This is a genomic window from Kitasatospora sp. NBC_01560 (assembly GCF_045208415.1).
GTDB lineage: Bacteria > Actinomycetota > Actinomycetes > Streptomycetales > Streptomycetaceae > Kitasatospora.
On sequence record NZ_CP109364.1, the window covers coordinates 3493093 to 3518201 of the forward strand.

A 25109-nucleotide genomic window follows, 5' to 3' on the forward strand; every position below is an offset into this window, starting at 1 on the left:
GCCCCTGGTCAGTCCGTCGCGGAGGTCGGAGCGGAGGTCGGCGCGGAGATCGGGCCGGACGTCGAGGAGGCGGTCCGCTCGGAGAGGGCGGGCACCTCCAGGGTGAGCGTCCCGGCATCGGCGTCGAGCAGGACGGGCACGCCGAGCGGGACGGTGAGGGTGGACGGGCAGTGGCCGAAGCCCAGCTCCCAGAGCACGGGCACGCCCAGGGGCCCGAGCCGGTCGAGCATGACCTCCTTGACCTGCTCGGGCCGCCCGCAGCCGACCCAGGAGCCGAGCGCGATGCCCGCCACGCCGTCGAGCGCCCCGGAGCGCAGCAGCTGGGTCACGAGCCGGTCGAGTTGGTAGGGGTGTTCGTTGACGTCCTCCAGGACGAGGACGGTGCCCGCGAACGACGGCCGGGCCGTCGGGGTGCCCCGCTCCGCGGTGATGACGTGGAGGCAGCCGCCCGCCGTCGTCCCGCGGGCCCGCCCGGGGACGAGCGCCTCGGCGGTGGGCGAGGTCAGGACGGTGGTGGCATCGGGGTCGAAGAGGGTGCGGCGCAGGTGCTCGGCGGTCGGGCCGTCCTCGATGAAGGAGAAGGCCGCACTCATCGGGCCGTAGAGCGTGGCGACGCCGAGCCGCTGGGCGAAGGCCTCGTGCAGGGAGCTGACGTCGCTGAAACCGATCAGCACCTTGGGCGGCACGGCCCGCATGGCGTCCCAGTCGAGCAGGTCGAGGATGCGGTGCACGCCGTAGCCGCCGCGGGCGCAGATGACGGCGTCGACGGTGGGGTCGAGCCAGGCGGCCTGGAGGTCGGCGGCCCGGTCGGCGTCGGTGCCGGCGAGGTGGCCGAGCACGGGGTGGGCGTCGAGGACGTGCGGGCCGACGGTGACGTCGAGCCCCCAGGAGCGCAGGATCGCGGACCCGGCGGCGAGCCGCTCGGGGTCGATCGGGCCGCTGGTGGCGACCACGGCTATCCGGTCCCCGGGGAGGAGGCGGGGAGGGCGGGTCAGGCCTCGGGTGGGCACGGGAGTGCGCTGATCCATGGCCGGTGTTCCTTCCGGGGAGGTCGTTCGACGCGGGGTGGTCCTGCCTGGTGCCCTCGTGCCGCGGCCGGCGCTGCCGACCGGGCGTCCGGCGGCTGCCTCGACGTTGAGGGCGACCAGACAAGATATGCCCAGCGGAGCTCAGACCGATCCCATCACCGACCTCACCTCGGCGAGCGTGGCCTCGGCGACGGCGTTGGCCCGCTCGGCCCCGGCGCGCAGGACCTGCCGGACGTGGCCACGGTCGGCGGCGAGCTCGGCGCGGCGGGTGCGGATCGGCCGGAGGTGCTCGTTGACGGCTTCGGTGACCGTGCGCTTGAGAGCGGCGCTGCCGCGGTCGCCGATCTCCTCGGCGACCGTCTCCGGGCTGCGGTCCTGGCAGAGCGCGGCGAGCAGGACGAGGCTGGAGACCTCGGGGCGGGCGACCGGGTCGTAGCCGATCCGGCGCTCGGCGTCCGTCCTGGCGCCCTTGATCAGCCGGGCGGTGGTGTCCTCGTCGGCGGAGAGGGAGACGGCGTTGCCGCGGCTCTTGCTCATCTTGCCGCCGTCGGTGCCGAGCAGCAGCGGGGCCGCGGACAGCAGCGGCTCCGGGCGGGGGAAGAGCCCGGAGCCGTCCGGGCGCGGGTAGCGGTCGTTGAAGCGGCGGGCGACGGTGCGGGCGACTTCGAGGTGAGGCAGCTGGTCCTGGCCGACCGGGACGACATCGGCGCGGCAGAACAGGATGTCGGCCGCCTGGTGGACGGGGTAGGTGAACATCAGCCCGTTCACGGCGGACTGGCTGGAGTGGGCGATCTCGTCCTTGACGGTGGGATTGCGGCTCAGCTCGGCGACGCTGACCAGGCTGAGGAAGGGCAGCATCAGCTGGTTGAGGGCCGGGACGGAGCTGTGGGTGAAGATCGTGGCGCGCTCGGGGTCCAGGCCGGTGGCGAGGTAGTCGAGGACGAGGTTCTCGGTGTGCTCGGCGAGGCGGTCGGCGAGGTCGCGGTCGGTGATGACCTGGTAGTCGGCGATGACGACGAACATCTCGACGCCGAGGCGTTGCAGGCGGACCCGGTTCTGCAGGGTGCCGAAGTAGTGGCCGAGGTGGAGCGGGCCGGTGGGGCGGTCCCCGGTGAGGACCCGGTGGGCGCCCGGGTTCCGGCGGATCCGCTCGTCCAGGCCGGTGGCGGGGGCGGGCCCCGGAGCGGCGGTGGCGGGGGACAGAGCGGCGGTGGCGTGGGCGGTGTTCGTGGTCACGGGGTGTCTCCTCGGTGCGGCGGTCGTGATGCCGTCCGGGGTCCGGGCCCGTCCCGTCGGGGAACGCAAAGGGCCGTCCATCCGGACGGCCCTGGTCAGGCGTGGCTGGTGGCCGTCCTAGGACGGCCACCAGCTGAGACCTGCGAAGCGCTTCATGCGGTCGAGGATAGCGTCGGTCCGTGACCGTGTCAGGTCATGGTCCGAGGCCGGTACGCGCGGCGCGGTGGGGCGCAGCAGGGTGGGGCGCGGTGTCAGTCCTCGACGACCAGCGCGGGGGTGTCCTTGCGCAGCGTCTCGCCGCGGAAGAACTCCGGCCGGTAGGCGCGGTACCAGGTCATCAGCACCACGCCGAGCAGCAGGATGCCGACGCCGATGACGAACACCGAGCCGATGCCGAGGACGGCACCGCTGCCGTAGGCCGGGTCCCACGCGTCGGTGAGGGTCTGCAGGAAGACGCCACTGAGCAGCACGCCGCCGAGCAGCGGGGCGATGCCCTTGAGGGCGAGGTCGCGCAGGCTGTTGCGGAGCGAGCGGCGGAAGTACCAGACGCAGGCGAAGGCGGTCAGCGCGTAGTAGAAGCAGATCATCAGACCGAGCGCCAGGATGGTGTCCTGGACGACGTCCTCGCTGATCAGGCTCATCCCGACGTAGAAGACGGCGGTGGCCGTCCCGGCCGCGACGGTGGCGTAGCCGGGGGTGCGGAACCGCGGGTGGACGGCGCCGAAGCGCGGCGGTACGGCCCGGTAGGAGCTCATCGCGAGCAGGGTGCGGGCCACCGGGATGAAGGTGGTCTGCAGGCTGGCGGCGGCACTGGCGACGACCGCCAGGAAGAGCAGGACGCTCCACGGCGAGCCGAGCACCGGACGGGCCAGGGCCGCGAAGACGTTGTCGGAGGTCTCCGGGTTGCCGAGGCCGTTGCCGGTGCTGCCGACGCCGGCGAACATCTGGGAGGCGATGGCCACCAGCAGGTACGAGCCGACCAGGGTGATCATGGAGGTCATCGCGGCCCGGCCCGGTGTCCTGGCGCCGCCGAGGGTCTCCTCGTTCATGGTGAGGCAGGTGTCCCAGCCCCAGTACATGAAGATCGAGAGTGACAGGCCGGCCGTGAACGCGCTGAACGAACTCACCTGGAGCGGGTTGAGCCAGGAGGCCGAGAAGCCGATCGACTCCGGGAGGTCCCCCGCGGCGGCCTTGGCGATCGCGATCACCGCGAAGAGCACCAGCACCGCGAGCTGGAGGCCGACCAGGCTGTACTGGAACCACTTGGTGGCGGTCATGCCCCGGTAGCTCATCGCCGTGGCGGCCGCGATCAGCGCGACCACGGTGAGCAGGTGGACGGCTTGGTTGTCGTTCAGCGCGGCGACCCCGCTGCTGCCGGTCATCTCGCCGAGCATCAGGTACAGGAAGTCGGTCGCCACACCGGCCAGGTTGGACAGCACGATGATCGTGGCGACCGTCAGACCCCAGCCCGCCATCCAGCCGACCCGGGGGCCGAAGGCCTTGACCGTCCAGGTGAAGGACGTGCCGCAGTCCGGGAAGTCCTTGTTCAGCTCCTTGTAGGCGAAGGCCACCAGCAGCATCGGCAGGAAGCCGGCCAGGAAGACCGCGGGCATCTGGACGCCGACGGCGGTGACGGTCGGTCCCAGCGTCGCGGTCAGGCAGTAGACCGGGGCGACCGTGGAGACGCCCAGGACCACGCTCCCCAGCAGGCCGACCGAGTTGCCCCGTAGGCCCTTGTCCCCCGTCGCCCCCGTTGCCCCCGCCGCCCCCTGGTCGGGGGCTCCACCACTGGCACCACTGACCGGGGCACCCTGCGGAGCGGCGGGCGCCGTTGCCCGGCCGCTGCTTCCGTGCTCTGAGAGCTGCTGATCAAACACCAGCGCACCCTAGGTGGGTACACCGAAGGTTGTGTAGGCCAACCCTTGGTGATCTGAGCCACTTGCTTCGATTCATTCGCTCGCTGGAGCTCATGGCCGATGGATTCATGGCTTGTTAACTCGTGTACCTTTGTTTTGAAGGGCCGATGGCGAGTTGATTTATTCCTTATGTCATGGGTTGAGACGTTTTGACCCTCCCCTGACCCTCCCTCGGTCGACCCTCCCGGCCCCCACTCCGCCGACCGGACCCTCGCCGGTGGCGCCGCCCCCGGCCTGGGTGGCCTCCTCACAGCGCGCGGCAGCTCCGGCGCCCGAGGACGCGGCGGAGCGGGACAGCGGCGGGGCGGGGCACCGGCGGGGCGGGGCACCGGCGGGGCGGGGCACGCGGCCACGGGGACGCGAGGACGGTGTCGTCGCCCACACCCATCGCAAAGCCGCTTGGAGCTGGTCGCGGGGTGCGGGAGGATCATCGGGACCGTACCGCGAAGGGCCCGTGCCGATGACCACGCTCGACCAGTCCGCGACCGCTTCCGACCACCCGTCAGCCGGCGCGCCCTCCGACGACCTGCCCCCGCCCGCGGACGGTGACTCCGAGTCATCCGCAGCGGCCGCCACGTGCTGCTCGATCACCGCCGCCGACTCCGGGACGACCGGTGCCGTACGGGCCGATTCCGTTCCGCGGCCGCGGGGCGGGCAGGACGGCGAGACCGCCCCCGGGGCCGGCACCGGAAGTGGCGAGGGCGCTCGGACGGCCGCCCTGATCCGGGCCGGCCTGGCCGAACGGCTGCGGGAGGCGTACGGGCAGGGCCGCTCGCTCACCGAACTCGCCGCCGCGTGCCGCCGGCCGGTGGCCGAGATCCACGCGCTGCTGGCCGAGGGCACCGGGGGCCTCCTCATCAGCGGCACCGGACCGGGCGCGGGTACGGGCGCGGGTACGGGTGTCGGTGCGGGGACCGGCTCCGGCGGGTTCGTACGGCTCCAGCAGCCGGTGCCGCAGCCGGTGGACCGGACGATCCCCGTCCTGCGGGCCACGCCCGAGGAGGTACCCCGGACCGTCCGCTCCAAGCGGCCCGGACCGTCCCGGCGGCTGCGCCGCATGCACCCCGAGGCGGCCGCCCCCGCCGAGCAGGCCGAAAGCGTGCAGCCGCACCCCGCGGCGCCACCCAGGTCGGATCCGTCTCCTGCCGACGCCACCGGCCCGTCCGCCACGACCGGGCCCCTGGGCGCCACGACCGCGCCGGCACCCCTCCCGGCCTCGACCCGGTTCGCGGCCGGGAGCGGCGCCGGGGCCGAGGTTGGGACCCCGGCTGCGACCGAGACGCCGCTCGGCATCCTGATCGGTGCCAGCCCCAACCTCCCCGAGCCCGTCGGCCGGCCCGAGGAGCGGCAGCCCGTCCGGGTGGCCGCCGAACTGGTACGGGTCGGCCGCGGCACCGTCCTGGTGGTGCTGCCCGCCTGGCGGCCCTCCATCGCCGTCTCGGTGCCGACCGAGCACCTGCTGCACGCCACCGGCCTCGGCCCCGACCGGCTGGCCGAGGCGCAGCTGTCGGTACTGATCAACCCCGGCGCACTCCACGACCGGGAGCTGAACCTGCACGGCTGGCAGGTGGGCCCTGCCGAGCGTGGCGCTCGCCGCGGCGGGCGGACCCCCGGCCAGTAGTCCCGCGCGACCGGCGGGCCCCGAGCATCAGGGCTTCAAGGTGACAAGGCGACAAGGCCTCATCGGGGCGTCAAGGCATCAGCGCCTCGCCGACGGGCCGTTCGGGATGTGACCGAGGTGGACCGGCACCGGTTCGCGTCGCTCGGTGAGCCAGCCGGCCCGGGCCTGCGTCAGCAACTCCGGGAGCCGGGGCGGCCAGAGGGCGTCGGCCTCCTCGTCGGCGAGGTCCTCCGGGGTCCACCAGCGCCAGTCGAGGATCCGGTCGGCGGCGTGCACCGCGCTGACATCGCCGACCGGGCCCCGGTGCGGCCCGCTGGTCAGGTAGATGTGCTCGTGCTGGCGGACGGGCGTGCCGTGCCAGACGAAGTCGTGCTCCCAGGTGCAGAGCAGCGGGCCGGGTTCGAGATCCGTCCAGCCGGTCTCCTCCCAGAGCTCGCGGCGGGCTCCGGTCCACGCCGTCTCGCCACGCTCGATGCCACCGCCGGGCATCGTCCAGTGCACGCCGACCTCGCTGTTGTCCGAACGCAGCAGGAAGACGCTGCCGTTCGCGTCCATCACCACCGTCCGGGCCGCCTGCCTGGGGGTCCGTCTCGCGCGCCGCAGCAGATTTCGCATCGGGTCACTCTCGCAGGGCCGTCCCGGACCGTCGAGCGGACCGGCCCTGCCCGGGCGGCGCGGTAGCGCCCGGGCACCCGGTGCCCGGGGCCCGGGCCTGCGACACCGTCCGCGGGCGGCAGGAGTGTTGGCCGCAGCACGACCGGCCGCCGGCCGTACCCTGGCCCCCATGCCCGCACCCGCGATCCTCTTCCCGGCCGACCCGCTCAACCCGAAGCGGCCCGACCCGCACTTCGCCTGGGAGGCCCGCACACTGCGGGAGCTGGGCGGTGAGCAGCACCTCGTCGACCATGACGCGCTGCTCGCCGGGGACGCCGCGGAAGCCGTCCGGCGGGTGCCGAGGGGCTGCGGCCCGCTCTGGTACCGGGGTTGGATGATCCCCTCCGCCCGCTACGCCGACTTCGGCCGGGCTCTGGCCGAACGGGGCGCCACCCTGCTGACCACCCCGGCCGGCTACGCCGCCGCACACGAACTCCCCGGCTGGTACGGCGTGTTCGAGGGCGCCACGCCGCCGAGCAGCTGGATTCCACTGCCCCCCGCGACGGCCCGCCCCGGGCCCGAACAGCTGGCGGCCGCGGTCGAACAGCTCGGCGGGCGGGGGCCGGCGATCGTCAAGGACTACGTGAAGTCCCGCAAGCACGAGTGGAACGAGGCCTGTTACGTCCCCGAGTTGTCCGACCTGGCGTCGGTCGGACAGGTCGTCGGGCGCTTCGTCGAACTGCAGGGCGAGTTCCTGGCCGGCGGTGTGGTGCTGCGGCGGTTCGAGGAGTTCGCGCCCGGCGGGCTCGCACCGGCGGGGCTGCCGGACGCGGGCGCGGCGCAGGTACCGGGTGGGCGGCCGGGGAACGGCGGGACCGGGGAGCGGGCGGCGGAGGCCCGGGTCTGGTGGCTGGACGGCGAGCCCGTGCTGGTCGGTCCGCACCCGGACACTCCGGGCCAGGCCTGCGAACCGGACCTCAGCGTGGTCAGGCCGCTGGTCCGGCGGCTCGGCTGTCGCTTCGTCACCACCGACCTCGCCAGCCGGGCCGACGGCTCCGGCTGGCGGGTGGTGGAGGTGGGCGACGGCCAGGTCAGCGAACTGCCCCGCGGCATCGACGTCTCCGGGCTGCTCACCTCACTGATCGCGGCCTGACCGGTCCGCGCCCGCGGGCGCGGACCCGGGCGGCCGGGCGCCCGCCCCCGGGTCTGCCCGGGACGGCGCCGGACCTAGCCCGTCACCGGTACGGCCGCGGGGACGGAAACGGTTGCGGCTCCGGCTGCGGCTGCGGCTGCGGGGTGGCCGTCGGCGATGAACGCCTGCCAGAGCCGCGCGTATACGCCGCCGCGGGCGAGGAGTTCGGTGTGCGTACCGTCCTCGACCACCTTGCCGTGGTCCAGGACGATCACCCGGTCGGCGCGTTCCGCCGTGGTCAGGCGGTGCGCGATGACCAGCGTGGTGCGGCCGCCGCTGACCCGGTCCGCCGCGTGGTTGACGGCCGCCTCGGTGGCCAGGTCGAGCGCGGCGGTGGCCTCGTCCAGCAGCAGGATGTCCGGGTCGACCAGTTCGGCCCGGGCCAGTGCGATCAGCTGCCGCTGCCCTGCCGAAAGGTTCCGCCCCCGGCCGGCGACCTCGTGGTCGTAACCGCCCGACAGCCGGACGATCATGTCGTGCGCGCCGACCGACCGGGCCGCCGCCTCCACCTCGTCCGCCGAGGCCGAGGGCCGCCCGTAGGCGATCGCCTCGCGCACCGTGCCCGCGAACAGGTACGCCTCCTGCGGCACCACGCCGAGCCGGTGGCGGTACTGCGCCAGGTCGTACCGGGTCAGGTCGACACCGTCCACCCGGACCGTGCCGGACGTGGCGTCGTAGAACCGCGCCACCAGCTTGACCAGCGTGGACTTGCCGGCGCCGGTCTCGCCCACCAGCGCCACCGTCTGGCCCGCGGGGATGTGCAGATCCACCCCGGTGAGGACGTCGGGGGCCCCGTCGGCGCCGCCGTTGTAGGCGAAGCCGACACCCTCGAAGTCGATCTCGCCGCGGAGCCCGCCCCGCACCGGCACCGGGTCGGCCGCCTCGGCAGTGGCGGTCGGCGTGCGCAGCAGCTCGCGGATCCGGCCCAGGCCCACCGCGGCCTGCTGGTAGCCGTCGAACACCTGGGAGAGCTGGTTCACCGGGGCGAAGAAGAGGTCGATGTAGAGCAGGTAGGCGACCAGCGCACCGACGGTAAGCGTCCCCGAGTCGACCCGGGAGGCGCCGACGATCAGCACCAGCGCAGCCGCGACGCTGGAGAGGAACTGCACGAACGGGAAGTAGAGGGAGATGTAGAACTGCGCCCGGACCCGGGCCTCCCGGTAGGCCATGCCCCGGGCGACGAAGCGGTCGGTGTTGGCGTCCAGCCGGCGGAAGGCCTGGACGATCCGCATGCCCGCGACGTTCTCCTGGAGGTCGGCGTTGACCGTGCTGATCAAGTCCCGCGAGATCTCGTACTGCGCCTTGGACTTCTTGCGGAACACCAGCGTCGCCACCACCAGCAGCGGCAGCACGGCGAAGACCACCAGGGCCAGGCCCGCGTCGATGATCAGCAGCGCGGCGAAGATGCCGAAGAAGGTCAGCACGCTGACCACGGCCGTGACCACACCGGTCTGCAGGAAGGACGTGAGCGAGTCCAGGTCCGTGGTCATCCTGGTCATGATCCGGCCGGACAGCTCGCGCTCGTAGTAGTCCAGGCCGAGCCGGTTGAGGTGCGCGAAGATCTTGAGGCGGAGCGTGTAGAGCACCCGCTCGCCGGTGCGGCCGCTGACCCGGTTCTCGGCACCCTGCACCAGCCAGTCCAGCACGACCACCACCAGCGCGGTCAGCGCGGCGACCGCCACGCCCGACATCAGCGCCTTGCTCACACCGTCGTCGATGCCGTGCCGGATCAGGATCGGCAGCACCAGGCCCGCACCCGCGTCCACGGCGACCAGCAGCAGGGCGAGGGCGAGGGGACCGCGGAAGGGGCGCAGCAGACGGCGGAGGGTGAAGTCCGGGTCACCCGCCTCGGCGGCGGCTCGGGAGACCGCCGGGGCGTCGGCGGCCGGCGGGAGCGCGGCGACCTTCTCCAGCAGCGCCGGATCGGCGGTGCGGGCCGCCTTGGCCAGGGCCGGGGTCGGCAGCGTGGGGAGGGGCTGTGGGGAGGCGGCGGCGGGCTGGAAGGCGGCGCTCTCGGAGGCGGCGCTCTCGGGGGAGGTGCTCTCGGGGGAGGTGGCCTCGGGCGTCGCCGGGGTGAGCGCTGCGTCTGCGGCTGCGTCTGCGGGGTGGGCCTTGCCGGCCTCGGGATCGGAGATCAGGACCCGGTACTGGGGACATCGGCCGTCGAGCTCCTCGTGCGTTCCGATGTCCAGCAGCCGGCCGTGGTCCAGGACGGCGATCCGGTCGGCCAGCTGGAGGGTGGAGCGACGGTGGGCGATCAGCAGCGTGGTGCGGCCGCTCATCACCGAGCGCAGGGCGTCGTGGATCTCCGCCTCGACCTGCGGGTCGACCGCCGACGTCGCGTCGTCGAGCAACAGGATGCCCGGGTCGGTGAGGATCGCCCGGGCCAGCGCGATCCGCTGGCGCTGACCACCGGAGAGGGTCAGGCCCTGCTCGCCGACCTTGGTCTCGTAGCCGTCGGGCAGCTCCCGGACGAACTCGTCCGCCTGGGCCGCGCGCGCGGCCGCCACGATCTGCTCGTCGGTGGCATCGGGCCGCCCGTACGCGATGTTGGTGCGGACCGTCTCGGAGAACAGGAAGCTCTCCTCGGGGACGATGCCGACGGCCGCCCGGACCGAGTCGAGCGTGAGGTCGCGCAGGTCGTGGCCGTAGAGGCGGACGGCTCCGGCCGCCGGGTCGTAGAACCGCGGGACCAGCTGCGCCACCGTCGACTTGCCCGAACCGGAGGCCCCGACCAGGGCCAGCGTCTCGCCGGGCGCCAGCTTCAGGCTGAGCCCGTGCAGGACGGGCGCCGGGTGCTCCGGGTCGTAACGGAACTCGACCTGGTCGAACTCCAGCGCCACGGCCGCCGGGCGCGGACCCACCATGCGGTCGGAAACGGAGCCGCCGGCGTTCGCGGGCCCCTCGCGTCCGGCCCTGTCGGGCCCGACGCCCGTGGTCGACTCGTTGAGGTGCGACGCGGTGAGGTGCGACGCGGTGAGGTCGAGCGCGACCGCGTCCGGGCGCTCCTGCACCAGCGGGCGTTCGTCGATCAGCTGGAGCACCCGCTCCACGCCCGCGCGGGCCTGCTGGCCCACCGTGATCACCATGGTCAGCATCCGGACCGGACCGGTCATCTGCGCCACGTAGGTGGAGAAGGCGACGAAGGTGCCGAGCGAGACCTGACCGTCGACCGCCAGCCAGCCGCCGAACGCCAGCACGGCGACCTGGGCCAGCGCCGGAATCGCCTGCATCGCCGGGTTGTAGCGGCTGTTGAGCCGGATCGACCGCAGCCTGGCCGCGAAGAGGCGACGCGAGGCCACCTCCAGCTTGTCCAGCTCCTGGGCCTCCTGGCCGAAGCCCTTGACCACCCGGACGCCGCCGATCGCCCCGTCCACGACCCCGGCGACGGCGGCCGCCTCCTGCTGCGCCGCCCAGGTGGACGGGAACAGCCGCTTGCGGCTGAGCACCGAGACCCACCAGAGCGCCGGGCCCATGACCAGCGCCACCAGCGTGAGCGGCGGCGAGAGCCAGAGCATCACGGCCAGCGACATGACGAACATCAGCAGGTAGCCGGTCATCATCGGCAGCATCGAGAGCAGGCCGTTGATCAGCTGGAGGTCGGAGGTGGCCCGGCCGACCACCTGGCCGGTGTCCAGACGGTCCTGCCGGTGCCCGTCGAGCCGGCCGAGCGAGCGGAAGAGGTCGCTGCGCAGATCGTGCTGGACGTCGAGCGCGAGCTGTCCGCCGTAGTAGCGGCGCACCTGGGTGCAGACGAACACCAGTGCGGCCGCGAGCAGCAGCGCCACGGCCCAAGGGGTCAGGGAACGGGTGTGCGCGGTGATCACGTCGTCGATGATCAGCTTGGTGACCAGCGGGACCAACGAGGTGACGGCCATGCCGACGAGCGACGCCCCGAACGCGAGCAGCAGGCTGCGCCGCGAGCGAGCGCAGTAACCGATCAGGCGCCGCAGCCAGCCCGAGCCGCCCCCGTCGCCGGGGGCCGGCGTGCTGCCCGGGGTTCCGCCCGTTCCCTCGGGGGTTCCGTCGGGGCTGCCGCCCTCGGTTCCGTCCCGGGCGCTCCGACTGCCGTCGGCGCCGTTCGGCGCGCTCGTGCCGCCCCGCCCGCCGTCGGCGCCCCGGCTACCGTTCGGGGGTCCGTCCGGCGAAAGCTCCACCGTAGATCCGTGAGTCTCAGGCATATTTAGGGATGCTAACCATTCAGTCGGGCGGCCGCCATGGTTTATCCGGCCAGAGCACGCCGGGCACCCGACCCGGCTGAGGGGCCAACAGCCTGCGGCCTGCGATGATTCCCCACCGGCCGGCGACCCCGCTCTCCTACCAGAGTGGACGACGACGGGCCGAACGCCCACCTCCCACCGGCGCAACGGGCGGCCCGCCTTTGGTCCTAGGCCACGGTCCAGTGGCCCGGCGGTCCGGCGGTCGCAGGCTCCGGACTCTCCGGACGCCCGGCGGCGTCCACGCTCCCGGCGCTCCCGCGGTGCGGGCACGCCCGGCGGCGGGGCGTTGAACCGGCGGGCGTCGACGCGCCACCGGGGGACGTCCGGGCGGTTCAGCCCCGGGCGGCGGCGCGGGCCGCAGCGGAGAACGCACCGTGCGCGAGGCTGTGCAGCAGGGCCGCCATGCCGTCGCGTTCGAGGGCGACCCGGTCGTCCTGGGCCGGGCTCGGGCCGTGGCTGTGCGGCGTCGAGTTGATCAGTCCGAAGACGGCGTGCACGGTGGCCCGGGCGACCGGCTCGGCGGCGGGCTCGGCCAGTGGCGGGTAGGCCCGGCGGAGCACGTCGACCCAGAGTTCGACGTAGCCGCGCTGGAGCCGGCGGACCGTCCGCCGGTCCTCCTCCTTGAGGTTCAGCAGCTCGCGGTCGTGCAGCGTGATCAGGTCCCGGTCGTCGAGGGCGAAGTCGACGTGCCCGCTGATCAGCGCGTCCAGCGCATCGGCCGCACCGTCGCCGCCGCCGGCCCGGCGGCGGCCCTCCTCCAGGAGGCGCTCGCTGATGCCGATGAGCAGGTCGGCGAGCATCGCGTCCTTGCCGGCGAAGTGCCGGTAGAGCCCGGGGCCGCTGATCCCGACCGCCTTGCCGATCTCGTCGACCCCCACACCCAGGAATCCGCGGGCGGCGAAGAGCCGGGCGGCCTCCTTGCGGATCTGGTCGCGGCGTGGGAGCGCTGAGGTGGCTGGGACGTTCGGCATGCTGCCCATCGTAGACAGTGGGGTTATCGACCGTTAACCTGGGCGGCACGAGTTAACGCTCATTAACGTGGGGGTCGCGGGCTTTTCCGGCTCTGCGGCCACCTCCTGCCGAGGGCAAGGGAGCTCTTGGGATGGTCATCTCCACCGCCGGCGTACCCGCCGGTGCTGTCAACGGCAACGCGGCGCCCGGCTCCGCGACCGGACCGGGCGGTACGGCCGGATCCGTCGCCCCGGGAGCGGCAGCGCCCGCCCCCCGGCTCGGTACCTCGGTCGACCCGGGCTCGGAGGCCTACAAGGCCAACGCCGAGGCGCACCGCGCCCTCGTCGCCGAGCTGCGCGAGAAGCTCGGCGCGGCCGCCCTCGGCGGCGGGGCCAAGGCCCGCGCCCGGCACACCTCCCGGGGCAAGCTGCTCCCGCGCGATCGCGTCGACACCCTGCTCGATCCCGCCTCCCCGTTCCTCGAACTGGCACCGCTGGCGGCCGACGGGATGTACGACGGCGCCGCACCGGCAGCCGGCGTGATCGCCGGCATCGGCCGGGTCGCCGGGCGCGAGGTGGTCGTCGTCGCCAACGACGCCACCGTCAAGGGCGGCACCTACTACCCGATGACGGTGAAGAAGCACCTGCGCGCCCAGGAGGTCGCGCTGGAGAACCGCCTCCCCTGCATCTACCTGGTGGACTCCGGCGGCGCCTTCCTCCCGATGCAGGACGAGGTCTTCCCCGACCGCGACCACTTCGGGCGGATCTTCTACAACCAGGCCCGGCTCTCGGCCGCGGGCATCCCGCAGATCGCCGCCGTGCTCGGCTCCTGCACGGCGGGCGGCGCGTACGTCCCGGCGATGAGCGACCAGGCCGTCATCGTCCGGAACCAGGGCACGATCTTCCTCGGCGGCCCGCCGCTGGTGAAGGCGGCCACCGGCGAGGTGGTCACCGCCGAGGAGCTGGGCGGCGGCGACCTCCACTCCCGCACCTCCGGCGTGACGGACCACCTGGCCGAGGACGACGCCCACGCGCTCTCCATCGTCCGCACCATCGTGGCCGGGCTCGGGCCGCGCGCGGCCCGGCCGTGGCCGCTCACCCCGGCCGAGCCCCCCGCCGTCGACCCGGCCGGCCTGTACGGGGCCGTCCCGGTCGACCCGCGCACGCCGTACGACGTGCGCGAGGTGATCGCCCGACTGGTCGACGGCAGCCGGTTCTCCGAGTTCAAGGCCGAGTACGGCGCGACCCTGGTGACCGGGTTCGCCCGGATCCACGGCCACCCGGTGGGGATCGTCGCCAACAACGGCGTGCTGTTCTCGGAGTCCGCCCTCAAGGGCGCCCACTTCATCGAGCTGTGCGACCAGCGGGGCATCCCCCTCCTCTTCCTCCAGAACATCACCGGGTTCATGGTCGGCCGGCAGTACGAGTCGGGCGGCATCGCCAAGCACGGCGCCAAGATGGTCAACGCCGTCGCCTGCACCCGCGTCCCGAAGCTGACGGTGGTGGTCGGCGGCTCGTACGGCGCCGGCAACTACTCGATGTGCGGCCGGGCCTACTCGCCGCGCTTCCTCTGGATGTGGCCGGGCGCCAAGATCTCCGTGATGGGCGGGGAGCAGGCCGCGTCCGTGCTGGCCACCGTGCGTCGCGACCAGCTGGAGGCGCACGGCGAGGAGTGGCCGACCGCGGCGGAGGAGGAGTTCAAGCGCCCCGTCCGCGAGCAGTACGACCGCCAGGGCAACGCCTACTACGCCACCGCGCGGCTCTGGGACGACGGGGTGATCGACCCGATGGACACCCGCACCGTCGTCGGGCTGGCCCTCACCGCCTGCGCCAACGCCCCGCTCCCGCCGCCCGGCCCGTTCGGCGTCTTCCGGATGTGACCCCGGGCCGGGCGCGACCGCGCCCGGCTCAGGTCCCGGCCCGGTCCTGGCCCGCGCCCGGCTCGCGCCCGGCCCTGGCCGGCGTGCCGGCCCGGCCACCCGTCCGGCTGCCGCCGTCCCCTTTCTCTCACCACCTCCTTCGTACGGCTCCACTCGACCCGGAGGAACGCCTCCCATGTTCGACACAGTTCTGGTCGCCAACCGCGGCGAGATCGCCGTCCGGGTGATCCGCACCCTGCGGCGGCTCGGCGTGCGCTCCGTCGCCGTCCACAGCGACGCGGACGCCGACGCACCCCACGTCCGCGAGGCCGACGTCGCGGTCCGGCTCGGACCGGCCGACCGCAGCGACAGCTCCGCCGCCGAGACCTACCTGCGCACCGACCAGATCCTCGCGGCCGCCCGCCGGACCGGCGCCCAGGCCGTCCACCCCGGCTACGGCTTCCTCGCAGAGAACGCCGCCTTCGCCCGCGCCTGCGCCGACGCGGGCCTCGTCTTCATCGGTCCTCCTCCTTCCGCGGTCGAGCTGATGGGCGACAAGATCAACGCCAAGGAGGCCGTCCGGGCCGCCGGCGTCCCGGTCGTCCCCGGCAGCCGGGTGACCGCGCCCAGCGACGAGGCGCTCGTCGCGGCCGCCGACGAGATCGGCTACCCGGTGCTGCTCAAGCCCTCCGCCGGCGGCGGCGGCAAGGGCATGCGCCTGGTGCGCGACCCCGCCGAGCTGCCGACCGAGATCGCCGCCGCACGACGGGTCGCCCGGACCGCCTTCGGCGACGACACGCTGCTGCTGGAGCGCTGGGTCGACCGCCCCCGCCACATCGAGGTCCAGGTGCTGGCCGACGCCCACGGCACCACCGTCCACCTCGGTGAGCGCGAGTGCAGCCTGCAGCGCCGCCACCAGAAACTGATCGAAGAGGCACCCTCCGTCCTGCTGAACGCCGAAACCCGTGCCGCGATGGGCGCCGCGGCCGTCCGCGCCGCGGAGTCCTGCGGCTACACCGGGGCCGGCACCGTGGAGTTCATCGTCCCCGGCATCGACCCGGACTCCGCCTCCACCGAGGGGGTGCGGGACTTCTTCTTCATGGAGATGAACACCCGCCTCCAGGTGGAGCACCCCGTCACCGAACTCGCCGTCGCCGTCAACGCCCCGGACGGCACCACCGGCCGGCTCGACCTGGTCGAGTGGCAGGTCCGGATCGCCGCGGGCGAGCACCTCACCTTCTCCCAGCCGGACATCTCCTTCCTGGGCCACGCCATCGAGGCCCGCATCTGCGCCGAGGACCCGGAACGGGACTTCCTGCCCACCGGGGGGCGCATCCTGGTCCTGGACGAGCCGCAGGGCGAAGGCATCCGGGTGGACTCCGGCGTCACCGCGGGCACCGTCATCACCAGCGCCTACGACCCCATGCTCGCCAAGGTCATCGCGTACGGGCCCGACCGCCCGACCGCGCTGCGCCGGCTCCGGGCCGCGCTGGCCGACACCCGGATCCTCGGCGTGACCACCAACACCGGCTTCCTGCGGCGACTGCTCGCACACCCCGAGGTCGCCGCCGGCCGACTCGACACCGGCCTGGTCGAACAGACCGCGCAGCAGCAGCCCGCCCTCCTGGCCTCGCCCTACTCCCCCGCCTCCGGCACCACCTCCCCGGCCGCCGACGCCTCGGACCCTTCGGGTACTCCGGGCGCCCCTGGCACCCCCGCCTCCTCCACCACCTCGGACACCGCAGAACCGGCCGGCCCGCGGCCCGTGGAAGCTCCCACCCCCGCCCACCTCCTCTACTACGCGGCCGCACTCTCCGAACACCTCGACCTCGCACCCGGCGCCGACGGCGACGGCTGGACCGACCCCTTCTCCCTTCCCTCCGGCTGGCGCCTCGGCGGCGACGCAGCCTGGACCACCCACCGCCTCCGGACCCCCGGCCAGGATCCGGTCGCCCTGAGCGTCCGTCCGGTCACTGCGAGCAACGTAGCCGAGGCCACTGACATTCCCCCGGGCTTCACCCCCGAGGTGGACATCCGGCTGGGCTCCGGACCGGCCCACCGCGCCCGGGCCGTGCGGACCGGCAACCGCCTGCGCCTCACCGTCGACGGCCTGCAGACGACCTTCGCCCTGACCACCGACGACGCCGGCCCGGCCGCCGCGCGGGTCACCTGGCTCGGCATCGACGGCGACGCCTGGCCGCTGCACGCGTACGACGCCGCCGGTGCGAGCACGGCCGGCGGCGGCGCCCACCACGGCGCCCTGACCGCCCCGATGCCCGGCACCGTCACCGTCGTGAAGACCTCGGTCGGCGAGCAGGTCCGCCGGGGCCAACCCCTGCTCGTCCTGGAGGCCATGAAGATGGAACACGTGATCGCCGCCCCGCACGACGGCACCGTGAGCGAGCTGCGGGCCACCGCCGGGGCCACCGTGGCCATGGAGGAGCTGCTGGTCGTGGTCGCCCCGGCCGAGGACGACGCGGACGGCCCCGCCGACCGGGTGGACGGCGAAGCCGCCGCGGTGCGGTCATGACCACCCCCGCGCACGAGCCCGACGCGCTCGACCTGGGCCTGCCCGACGCCGTCCGCGCCCCGGGCCTGCCCGAGGAGGTCCGGATCCACGAGGTCGGACCGCGCGACGGACTGCAGAACGAGGGCGCCCTCGTCCCGGTCGGCGTCAAGGCCGAGTTCATCGCCAGGCTCGCGGCCACCGGGCTGCGCACCGTCGAGGCGACGAGCTTCGTCCACCCGAAGTGGGTGCCCCAGCTCGCCGACGCGGAGGAGCTCGTCCCGCGGCTCGCCGAGTTGCCGGAGCGTCACCCCGGCCTGCGGCTCCCGGTGCTGGTGCCCAACGAGCGCGGGCTGGACCGCGCGCTCGCCCACCACGCCACCGACATCGCCGTGTTCGCCAGCGCGACGGAGACCTTCGCCCGCCGCAACCTCAACCGCTCGGCGGACGAGGCGATGGCGATGTTCCGGCCGGTGGTCGAACGGGCCACCGCCGCCGGGGTCCGGGTGCGCGGCTACCTCTCGATGTGCTTCGGCGACCCGTGGGAGGGTGCCGTCCCGGCCGAGCAGGTGGTCGGCTTCGGCGTCCGGCTGCTGGAGATGGGCTGCACCGAGCTGAGCCTCGGCGACACCATCGGCGTGGCCACCCCGGGCCAGGTCACCGCGCTCCTGGACGCCTTCACGGCGGCCGGCGTACCGGTCGGCGCGCTCGCGGTGCACTTCCACGACACCTACGGCCAGGCCCTCAGCAACACGCTGGCCGCGCTGCGCAGCGGCGTCACCACGGTCGACGCCTCGGCGGGCGGACTGGGCGGCTGCCCCTACGCCAAGAGCGCCACGGGCAACCTGGCCACCGAGGACCTGGTCTGGATGCTGCACGGCCTCGGCATCCGGACCGGGGTCGACCTGCGCGCACTCGTCACCACGAGCGGCTGGATGGCCGGACAGCTCGGCCGCCCCAGCCCGTCCCGCACCGTCCAGGCGCTGCTCGGCGCGGACGGGGGCTGACCCCGCCGGCGCCCGGCGGCTCCGCCCGGCGTCCGGCACCTGCCCGCGCTCCGGCACTCCGGACGGCCCCCGCGCCGTCCCCACGACTCCCGCGCTGCCCTTCGACACCCCCCGGCGCCCCGGTGCCGCCCGGACTCCGGTCCGGTCGGCACCCCCGGGCGCACCTTCCGTTCCGTGCGCCACCCCGTCCCACCCCACACCCCGTGTGCCGGTCACACCGTCCGATCGGCACACGATCATCCCGATCACGCCCGCGGCCACCCCGGCCGGGCCACTGGAGGATCACCATGCTCGATCACCGGCTGAACAGCGAGTACGAGGAACTCCGGCGCACCGTAGCCGAGTTCGCCCAGGACGTGGTCGCGCCGAAGATCGGCGAGTTCTACGAGCAGGGCGAGTTCCCCTACGAGATCGTCCGGGAGATGGGGCGGATGGGCCTGTTCGGCCTGCCGTTCTCCGAGGAGTACGGCGGCATGGGCGGCGACTACTTCGCGCTCTGCCTCGCCCTGGAGGAGCTCGCCCGGGTCGACTCCTCGGTCGCGATCACCCTGGAGGCCGCGGTCTCGCTCGGCGCGATGCCGATCTACCGCTTCGGGACGGAGGAGCAGAAGCGCGAGTGGCTGCCCCGGCTGACCTCCGGCGAACTGCTCGGGGCCTTCGGCCTGACCGAGCCCGAGGGCGGCTCCGACGCCGGCGCGACCCGCACCACGGCCCGGTACGACGAGGCCACCGACGAGTGGGTCATCAACGGCACCAAGTGCTTCATCACCAACTCCGGCACCGACATCACCGGCCTGGTCACGGTCACCGCGCTCACCGAACCGATCGCTCGTTCGAGTGAAGAAGGCGAATCCTCCTCGCCCCGGCGCGAAATCTCCTCCATCATCGTGCCCACCGGAACCCCGGGGTTCCAGGTGTCGAAGAAGTACTCGAAGGTCGGATGGAACGCATCCGACACCCGCGAACTGTCCTTTACCGACTGCCGCGTTCCCGCGGCCAACCTGCTGGGCGAGCGCGGCCGCGGCTACGCCCAGTTCCTGCGGATCCTCGACGAGGGCCGCATCGCGATCGCAGCCCTGGCCACCGGCCTGGCCCAGGGGTGCGTCGACCAGTCCGTCTCCTACGCCGGGACGCGCCGGGCCTTCGGCCGGCTGATCGGCTCCAACCAGGCCATCCAGTTCAAGCTCGCCGACATGGAGATGCGCGCGCACACCTCCCGCCTCGCCTGGCGGGACGCCGCCTCCCGGCTGCTGCACGCCGAACCGTTCAAGAAGGAGGCCGCGATCGCCAAGCTGTACTCGTCCGAGGCGGCCGTCGACAACGCCCGCGAAGCGACCCAGATCCACGGCGGGTACGGCTTCATGAACGAATTCCCGGTCGCCCGCTTCTGGCGCGACTGCAAGATCCTCGAAATCGGGGAGGGCACCTCGGAGGTCCAGCGCATGCTCATCGCCCGGGAGCTCGGCATCGGCTCCTGAAGCCCCGCCCCGACCGCGAGGAGACCCCGTCCTCCTGGTTCTCCGACCGCTCGTCGACCGACCGGTGGGCCCGCACCCGGGCTCACCGGAGCCGGGCCCGGCAGTCGACGGGACGGCCGGAGAACCAGGAGCACCGGGGGAGTTGGGGCACTCCACGAAACCGGAGCGACCCGAGGAATCGGGGGCAGCCGGAACGACCCGCCCGTCGACCTGATCTGCCGTCAGGGAATGACGATCACCGGGCGGTTGGCACGCCGGGCCAGCCGACCGGAGACCGAACCGAAGATCTTGCCGAGCAGGCCGTGCGTGCTGCCCACCACGATGGCGTCGGCCGCGTACTCGCGACCGACCTCCTCGATCTCGTGGCAGATGTCACCGCCGCGCTCGACCAGAATCCACGGAACACCGGCCAGGAAGTCCGCACAGGCGAGTTCCAGGCCGAGGACCTCGGTCCGATGGTCCGGGAGATCGACGAAGACAGGAGGCTCACAGCCGGCCCAGACCGTCGCGGGCAGGCGATTGGCGACATGGACGATCACCAGGCCGCACTGCGAGCGACGAGCCATGCCCACCGCGTAGGCGAGGGCACGCTCACTCGACAGTGAGCCGTCGAACCCCACCACCACACCGTGCTGGAACGCCGGATCGCAGGCCTGGGCGGCCGAATCCTGCGGCGCCGGTTCTCCCGCGGCACTGGGCAGCCCGGCGTTCCCCGGGCGCTCGGCACCCGGACCCAGGCGGCCCGTCACGGTCGGCTCCGCACGGCCGTCACGATGCTGCTCCCGGCTGCGGCGGCGATCCCGGTGCTGGTCCCGGTCCTGCCGCTGGTCTTGTTGCTGGTCCTGACCCTGATCCTGCTGCTGATCCAGCTGCTGGTGCCGGGCCTGCTGCTCCGGCTGCTCCTCGCTCGGCCGGGGCAGGCCGGAGCGGCCGCGACGCGCGAACGCGCGAAGGATCCGGGAAAGGGCCCGAGCGTCCACGGCAACCGGTTCTCCCCCGAAATCTCCGCCGCCTCCGTGTGCGCCGACGCTCCGCCGGCCCGCTGCGCCCGCGCTGCGGACGGCGTCCGGTGGAACCGGTCGGGAGGACTCAAAACCAGCCATGGCTCAAGGCTCTTCGAAGGAGATGGGCCGACAGAAGAGGACAACGCTGCCCGGGCAGCGGGGCCGCCTACGGGACGACGTCGGTCTGCGCCGCGCACCACCGTGTGTGACCTATTCCTTTCAGAGTACGACGGGCGGGAGGCTCAGCCCAGCGGTGAGGTCTCCGAACGCCTTTGTTCCCGCAAACGGAGGATGCGCCCGCCGTTTGCTGCGCGCCCCCGTCTGCGAACGATCGCGCCCCCTCCGGCAAAGGAGGTTCCCTGGAGCTTGACTGAGCGAACCGGGCGACGCAACAGGCCCCCGGAACACCGTGACCGGACTGTCATTGATCGACAACGATCCGTCGCCGCCGACCCCCGGGCGCTGCCCCCGGAGCGACGACACCCAACGGGCTCCGGCACCCGTTTCAGCCAATAGGCACGGGTTCGCGACGGCGTCTGGCATTTGCCAGATGCATAGGCGCACCCGCTGACACCATGCTCGGCATGCCCCTGCTCCTGCTCGACCTCGACAACACGCTGCTCCCCAGGGACGCCGCTTTCCGGGCCTGGGCTCAGGATTTTCTCGCCGAACGCGAACTGCCGCCCGGCGACCTCGACTGGCTCGCCACCATCGACGGCGGCGGCTACGTGCCGCGCAGCACCGTACTGTCCGCCGCCCAGCGCCGCTACGGGTTGGACGACTCCCTCGACTTCCTGCTCGCGCACTACCGACGCGGCATCAACTCCCACATCCACTGCCCCACCCGGCACATCGACGCCCTGCGGGCGGCGCGGGCCGCGGGCTGGACGCTCGGCATCGTCAGCAACGGAAACACCCGCCCCCAGTTGGAGAAGATCCGCCGGACCGGGCTCGGCCCGATGGTCGACGGCTGGGTGATCTCGGAGGAGGCCGACTGCATCAAGCCCGACCCGCTGATCTTCGAGATCGCCGCACAGCGCTGCGGCATCGCTCCCACCGGCGACTGGACCGCGGACACCTGGATGATCGGGGACCACGCCCCCGCCGACATCGCGGGTGCGGAACTGACGGGACTGCGCAGCGTCTGGCTGCACCACGGCCGGCCGTGGGCCGAGCCGGGCTACCGGCCGACGCTGAAGGCGGCCGGCCTGCCGGAGGCCATCGGCCAGGTGCTGTCCGCCCGCAGCGCGCCCGGGGCCGGATCAGGACTCCGGGCCGGCGGGGCGGCCCGTCGCCGCACGACGGGTGCGGCACCGGGGAGCCCCCGGCCGTCCCGGGACCGCGCGGCGGCGGGAGACCACTCGGTGGCGGGCGAGCGCCCGGTGGCGGGCGACCGGATCCTGCCCGGGGAGCACCCGCTGCCGGGCGGCCGTACGGTGGCGGCGCTACCCGGCGCACGGTTCGGCGCATAGTTCCCGCCGTCCGCCCCTGGCGGCCGGTATGCGCCTGTTCCCAGGGCCGAATCGGGTGACGCCGATTCGCTCCCCGTGAAGGAAGTTGGTGTCCAAAACCGTTCCGGCGGGTTTGCGGCCGAGCCGGCAGCCGGTCCGTCGGCACGGCCCCGCTCCCGGCAGCGGGCCACTCCCCCGACTCGGCTCACGATCCGGAACCGGGAGTCGGCGGCCGCATGCCGTCGAGAGAACAGCGGCCGGAACGGCCGGGCCGACGAGGTCCGCCGAGCTCCAGGAGGCGCCTCGGCGCGCGTCCGGCCAGCGCGCCCACGGTGCCGAACACGGCCGTCCCGCAACAGGCAGCCCTGGCACGCCCGCTCGCGCCACCGCACACCCCGGCGCGACGCGCATGCCACCGAAGCGGCCGGCGCCGGTCCTTGCCCGCACGATCGGCGCCCGGAGCCGGAAAGCCCGTCAGGTCGTGCCTGCCGCGCCACCTCCGCCGGGCCATGGCTGCCGGATCGTGTCCGCCCGGACCGCGCAGTTCGCCCGGTTCCGCGCGACCCGCCGGCGCAGCCTCCACCCACCCCTCCCCCACAGCCCGAAGAGGTCGGCCGAGCCTGCCTGTCCGCCCCGGACGGTGGAGCAGCTGCAGAATGCGCGTCAGTTCGCCCCCGATCGGTACGGCTTCGCCGTGACGTCGCGAAAAAACAGTCGGGCGGGCGGCATCCGGACTGCGGGCGGAACGGGCACCGGCCGACCGGCGCCGGCCGACCGTCGCCGAGCGCACACCCACTCGCGGGCGGGCCGGAACGACGGCAGGCCAGTGGCCTGTTCGAGCCGGCGGATGCTCTTCGCCGCAGGACGGCTCCGCCGGCCGCCGATCATCGCCCTGCCGCCCCGGCACTGGCCGGATGGAGTCAGGGAGGCGCACGGTTCAGCCGGCGTGCGCCCTCCCGTGCACCGCCGATTTTCGGTCAATCTCGTGCAGCTCCCCTGCGCTTGGGCAAAGCCGCAGCCCAGACCAGCCGGCCGGGTACGTCGGAGCCGGACGTCCCAGGACCAGTCCCGCGACAACCAGCCACCGTTGCACCGGCCCCCTTCCCAGAAGGGTCGACGGGTGCCACGCTTCGTGATCGAATGCATCACGCCAAATTGCCATGTCGACATAGCGTCGGATGGTGAACTTGTCACAACGGCAACGGTCCACCCGATAGATTCGATCTTGGCTAGCAGTGCCGCACCACCACACCACACCACCGAGGGGGCTTGAGCGCCTTGAGCAGGGTGAGCAGGAGCGACGCGGGTCCTGACAGCGGCCGGGCCGCAGCCGGTATCGCGGGTCGTTCCCCGAGAGCCACCGGCGCCCCGGCCATCGCTGCCAACCCCCGCCCCTCCGGCATCTCCGGCGCCGCGCCGTACTCCTCGTACCCCTCTGCTGCCACTGCAGCCCCAGCCGCCCCGTCGGCACCGGGTGCAGCCGGCGCCCCGGCCTTCCCGGCGGCGGGTGAGTTCGGCGGACGGTCCGTCAGCCGGCCGTCCGTCAGCCCGGCGGCCGGTCAGGGCAGCGGCGCGGGAGGCCACGCCGGCCCGTCGGTTCCCGGCCAATCCGGCCCTGCGGGGCTCGGCCAGATCCTCGGCTCCGGCCACGGGATCCTCCACGGACCCGCCCAGAGCCCGCACCACGGCCAGCACGGCCAGTCCCACAGCCAGCACGGCCAGCAGCTCGGGCAGGACGCCGGCTTCCCGGCGTTCGCCGGCGGCACGGCCCCGGGCCCAGCCTCCACCGCCCTCACGTCGGGCGGCCTGAACGGCGCCGGCCTCCCGCCCGGTCCGCTCGGCCCGGGCGCCGGCGGCCACGGCCCGGCCGGCCACGGCAGCGTCGGCGGGTCCGGTCCGATGGGCTCCTCGACCGCCGTGATGGCAGCCGCGCCACGGAAGCTGTCCGGCCGGCGCCGGCGGGAGACCGTCGCCGTGCTGATCTTCGGCGGCGCACCGATCTTCGAGAGCTCGATCCCGCTCTCCGTCTTCGGCGTCGACCGCCAGGACGCCGGGGTCCCGCGCTACCGGCTGCTGGTCTGCGCCGGGGAGGAGGGGCCGCTCGCCACCACCGGGGGCCTGACGCTCTCCGCGCCGTACGGCCTGGAGGCGCTCGCCCGGGCGGGCACGATCGTGGTGCCGGCCTGGCGCTCCATCTCCCAGCCGCCGCCGGTCGAGGCGATCACCGCCCTGCGCAAGGCCCACCACGAAGGTGCGCGGATCATCGGCCTCTGCACCGGTGCGTTCGTGCTCGCGGCCGCCGGTCTGCTGGACGGCCGGCCCGCGACCACGCACTGGATGTACGCGCCGACGCTCGCCAAGCGCTACCCCCGGGTCCACGTCGACCCGCGCGAGCTCTTCGTCGACGACGGCGACGTGCTGACCTCGGCCGGCACGGCCGCCGGGATCGACCTCTGCCTGCACGTGGTGCGCAGCGACCACGGCGCCGAGGCGGCCAACGCCCTGGCCCGCCGTCTGGTGGTGCCCAGCCGGCGCAGCGGCGGCGGACAGGCCCAGTACATCGATCAGTCTTTACCTGAAGAGATCGGCAACGACCCGCTGGCCGAGGTGGTCACCTGGGCGCTGGAGAACCTCAACCAGCAGTTCGACGTCGAGGTGCTGGCGGCGCGCGCCTACATGAGCCGGCGCACCTTCGACCGGCGGTTCCGGACCCTCACCGGCAGCGCCCCGCTGCAGTGGCTGATCACCCAGCGGGTGCTGCAGGCCCAGCGGCTGCTGGAGACCTCGGAGCTTTCGGTGGACGACGTCGCCCGCCGCTGCGGCTTCCGGTCGCCGGTGGCGCTGCGCGGGCACTTCCGCCGTCAGCTCGGGGTCTCGCCGGCCGCGTACCGGACCAGCTACCGGGCCCGCCGTCCGGGGACCGTCTCCCCGACGCCGGCCCCGACGCACCCGGGCGACCTCCGGCTGACCGGCGCCGCACCGCAGTCGGCCGCGGCCCATGCCGCTGCCGCCGCGGGCGGGGCGCTCCTCGGCCAGCAGGGACAGCA

14 protein-coding genes and 1 pseudogene are annotated in these 25109 nt (G+C 73.7%); 8 read left to right on the forward strand and 7 right to left on the reverse strand.

From position 1 onward, the window contains the following. Positions 1 to 8 precede the first annotated feature (8 nt). The 3 genes from OH807_RS14995 to OH807_RS15005 all read right to left on the reverse strand — a co-directional run bounded on the left by OH807_RS14995 (position 9) and on the right by OH807_RS15005 (position 4141). Complete coding sequence (locus OH807_RS14995; RefSeq protein ID WP_406198656.1) at positions 9 to 1028, reverse strand: LD-carboxypeptidase; 1020 nt, start codon at positions 1026 to 1028, stop codon at positions 9 to 11. 141 nt (positions 1029 to 1169) lie between these two features. After that, positions 1170 to 2264, reverse strand: coding sequence for a tryptophan--tRNA ligase (gene trpS / locus OH807_RS15000; RefSeq protein WP_406198658.1), 1095 nt, complete (start codon positions 2262 to 2264; stop codon positions 1170 to 1172). A 251-nt stretch (positions 2265 to 2515) separates the two neighbouring features. Next, positions 2516 to 4141 carry an APC family permease gene (locus OH807_RS15005; RefSeq protein ID WP_406198660.1) on the reverse strand — a complete coding sequence of 542 codons (1626 nt, stop codon included), beginning with the start codon at positions 4139 to 4141 and terminating at the stop codon, positions 2516 to 2518. A 499-nt stretch (positions 4142 to 4640) separates the two neighbouring features. On the opposite strand from OH807_RS15005, the gene OH807_RS15010 reads away from it, so the two are divergent. Further along, positions 4641 to 5801 carry a hypothetical protein gene (locus tag OH807_RS15010; protein WP_406198662.1) on the forward strand — a complete coding sequence of 387 codons (1161 nt, stop codon included), beginning with the start codon at positions 4641 to 4643 and terminating at the stop codon, positions 5799 to 5801. 78 nt (positions 5802 to 5879) lie between these two features. On the opposite strand, the gene OH807_RS15015 is transcribed toward OH807_RS15010, so the two are convergent. Further along, positions 5880 to 6416 carry an NUDIX hydrolase gene (locus OH807_RS15015; protein ID WP_406198664.1) on the reverse strand — a complete coding sequence of 179 codons (537 nt, stop codon included), beginning with the start codon at positions 6414 to 6416 and terminating at the stop codon, positions 5880 to 5882. A 169-nt stretch (positions 6417 to 6585) separates the two neighbouring features. Between OH807_RS15015 and OH807_RS15020 the strand changes: the two genes are divergently transcribed. Continuing rightward, complete coding sequence (locus tag OH807_RS15020; RefSeq protein WP_406198667.1) at positions 6586 to 7548, forward strand: ATP-grasp domain-containing protein; 963 nt, start codon at positions 6586 to 6588, stop codon at positions 7546 to 7548. 74 nt (positions 7549 to 7622) lie between these two features. Here the strand turns inward: OH807_RS15020 and OH807_RS15025 are convergent, their stop codons facing one another. Next, on the reverse strand, positions 7623 to 11540 hold the full coding sequence (locus tag OH807_RS15025; RefSeq protein WP_406210989.1) for an ABC transporter ATP-binding protein: 3918 nt from the start codon (positions 11538 to 11540) through the stop codon (positions 7623 to 7625). 599 nt (positions 11541 to 12139) lie between these two features. Beyond that, positions 12140 to 12778, reverse strand: a complete 639-nt coding sequence (locus OH807_RS15030) for a TetR/AcrR family transcriptional regulator (protein ID WP_406198669.1) — start codon at positions 12776 to 12778, stop codon at positions 12140 to 12142. Between the two features lie 131 nt (positions 12779 to 12909). On the opposite strand from OH807_RS15030, the gene OH807_RS15035 reads away from it, so the two are divergent. The 4 genes from OH807_RS15035 (at position 12910) to OH807_RS15050 (ending at position 19607) form a co-directional block, all read left to right on the forward strand. Further along, the gene (locus tag OH807_RS15035) at positions 12910 to 14637 is read left to right on the forward strand and encodes a carboxyl transferase domain-containing protein (RefSeq protein ID WP_406198671.1); all 1728 of its coding nucleotides are present in this window, start codon (positions 12910 to 12912) and stop codon (positions 14635 to 14637) included. Between the two features lie 175 nt (positions 14638 to 14812). Beyond that, a complete protein-coding gene (locus tag OH807_RS15040) occupies positions 14813 to 17146 on the forward strand; it encodes a biotin carboxylase N-terminal domain-containing protein (protein WP_406198673.1) in 2334 nt (777 codons plus the stop codon). Continuing rightward, complete coding sequence (locus OH807_RS15045) at positions 17143 to 18129, forward strand: hydroxymethylglutaryl-CoA lyase (RefSeq protein ID WP_406198675.1); 987 nt, start codon at positions 17143 to 17145, stop codon at positions 18127 to 18129. Before OH807_RS15040 ends, OH807_RS15045 begins: the two co-directional genes overlap by 4 nt. Before the next feature lie 287 nt (positions 18130 to 18416). Further along, positions 18417 to 19607 carry an acyl-CoA dehydrogenase family protein gene (locus OH807_RS15050; RefSeq protein WP_406198677.1) on the forward strand — a complete coding sequence of 397 codons (1191 nt, stop codon included), beginning with the start codon at positions 18417 to 18419 and terminating at the stop codon, positions 19605 to 19607. A 221-nt stretch (positions 19608 to 19828) separates the two neighbouring features. Here the strand turns inward: OH807_RS15050 and OH807_RS15055 are convergent, their stop codons facing one another. Next, positions 19829 to 20308, reverse strand: a complete 480-nt coding sequence (locus OH807_RS15055) for a universal stress protein (protein ID WP_406210991.1) — start codon at positions 20306 to 20308, stop codon at positions 19829 to 19831. 887 nt (positions 20309 to 21195) lie between these two features. On the opposite strand from OH807_RS15055, the gene OH807_RS15060 reads away from it, so the two are divergent. Together OH807_RS15060 and OH807_RS15065 are read left to right on the forward strand one after the other, a co-directional pair. Further along, complete coding sequence (locus OH807_RS15060; protein WP_406198680.1) at positions 21196 to 22083, forward strand: HAD family hydrolase; 888 nt, start codon at positions 21196 to 21198, stop codon at positions 22081 to 22083. Positions 22084 to 23961: 1878 nt separating this feature from the next. Then, positions 23962 to 24978 (forward strand): annotated as a pseudogene (locus OH807_RS15065) (helix-turn-helix domain-containing protein); the annotation flags it as partial. Positions 24979 to 25109: the final 131 nt, after the last annotated feature.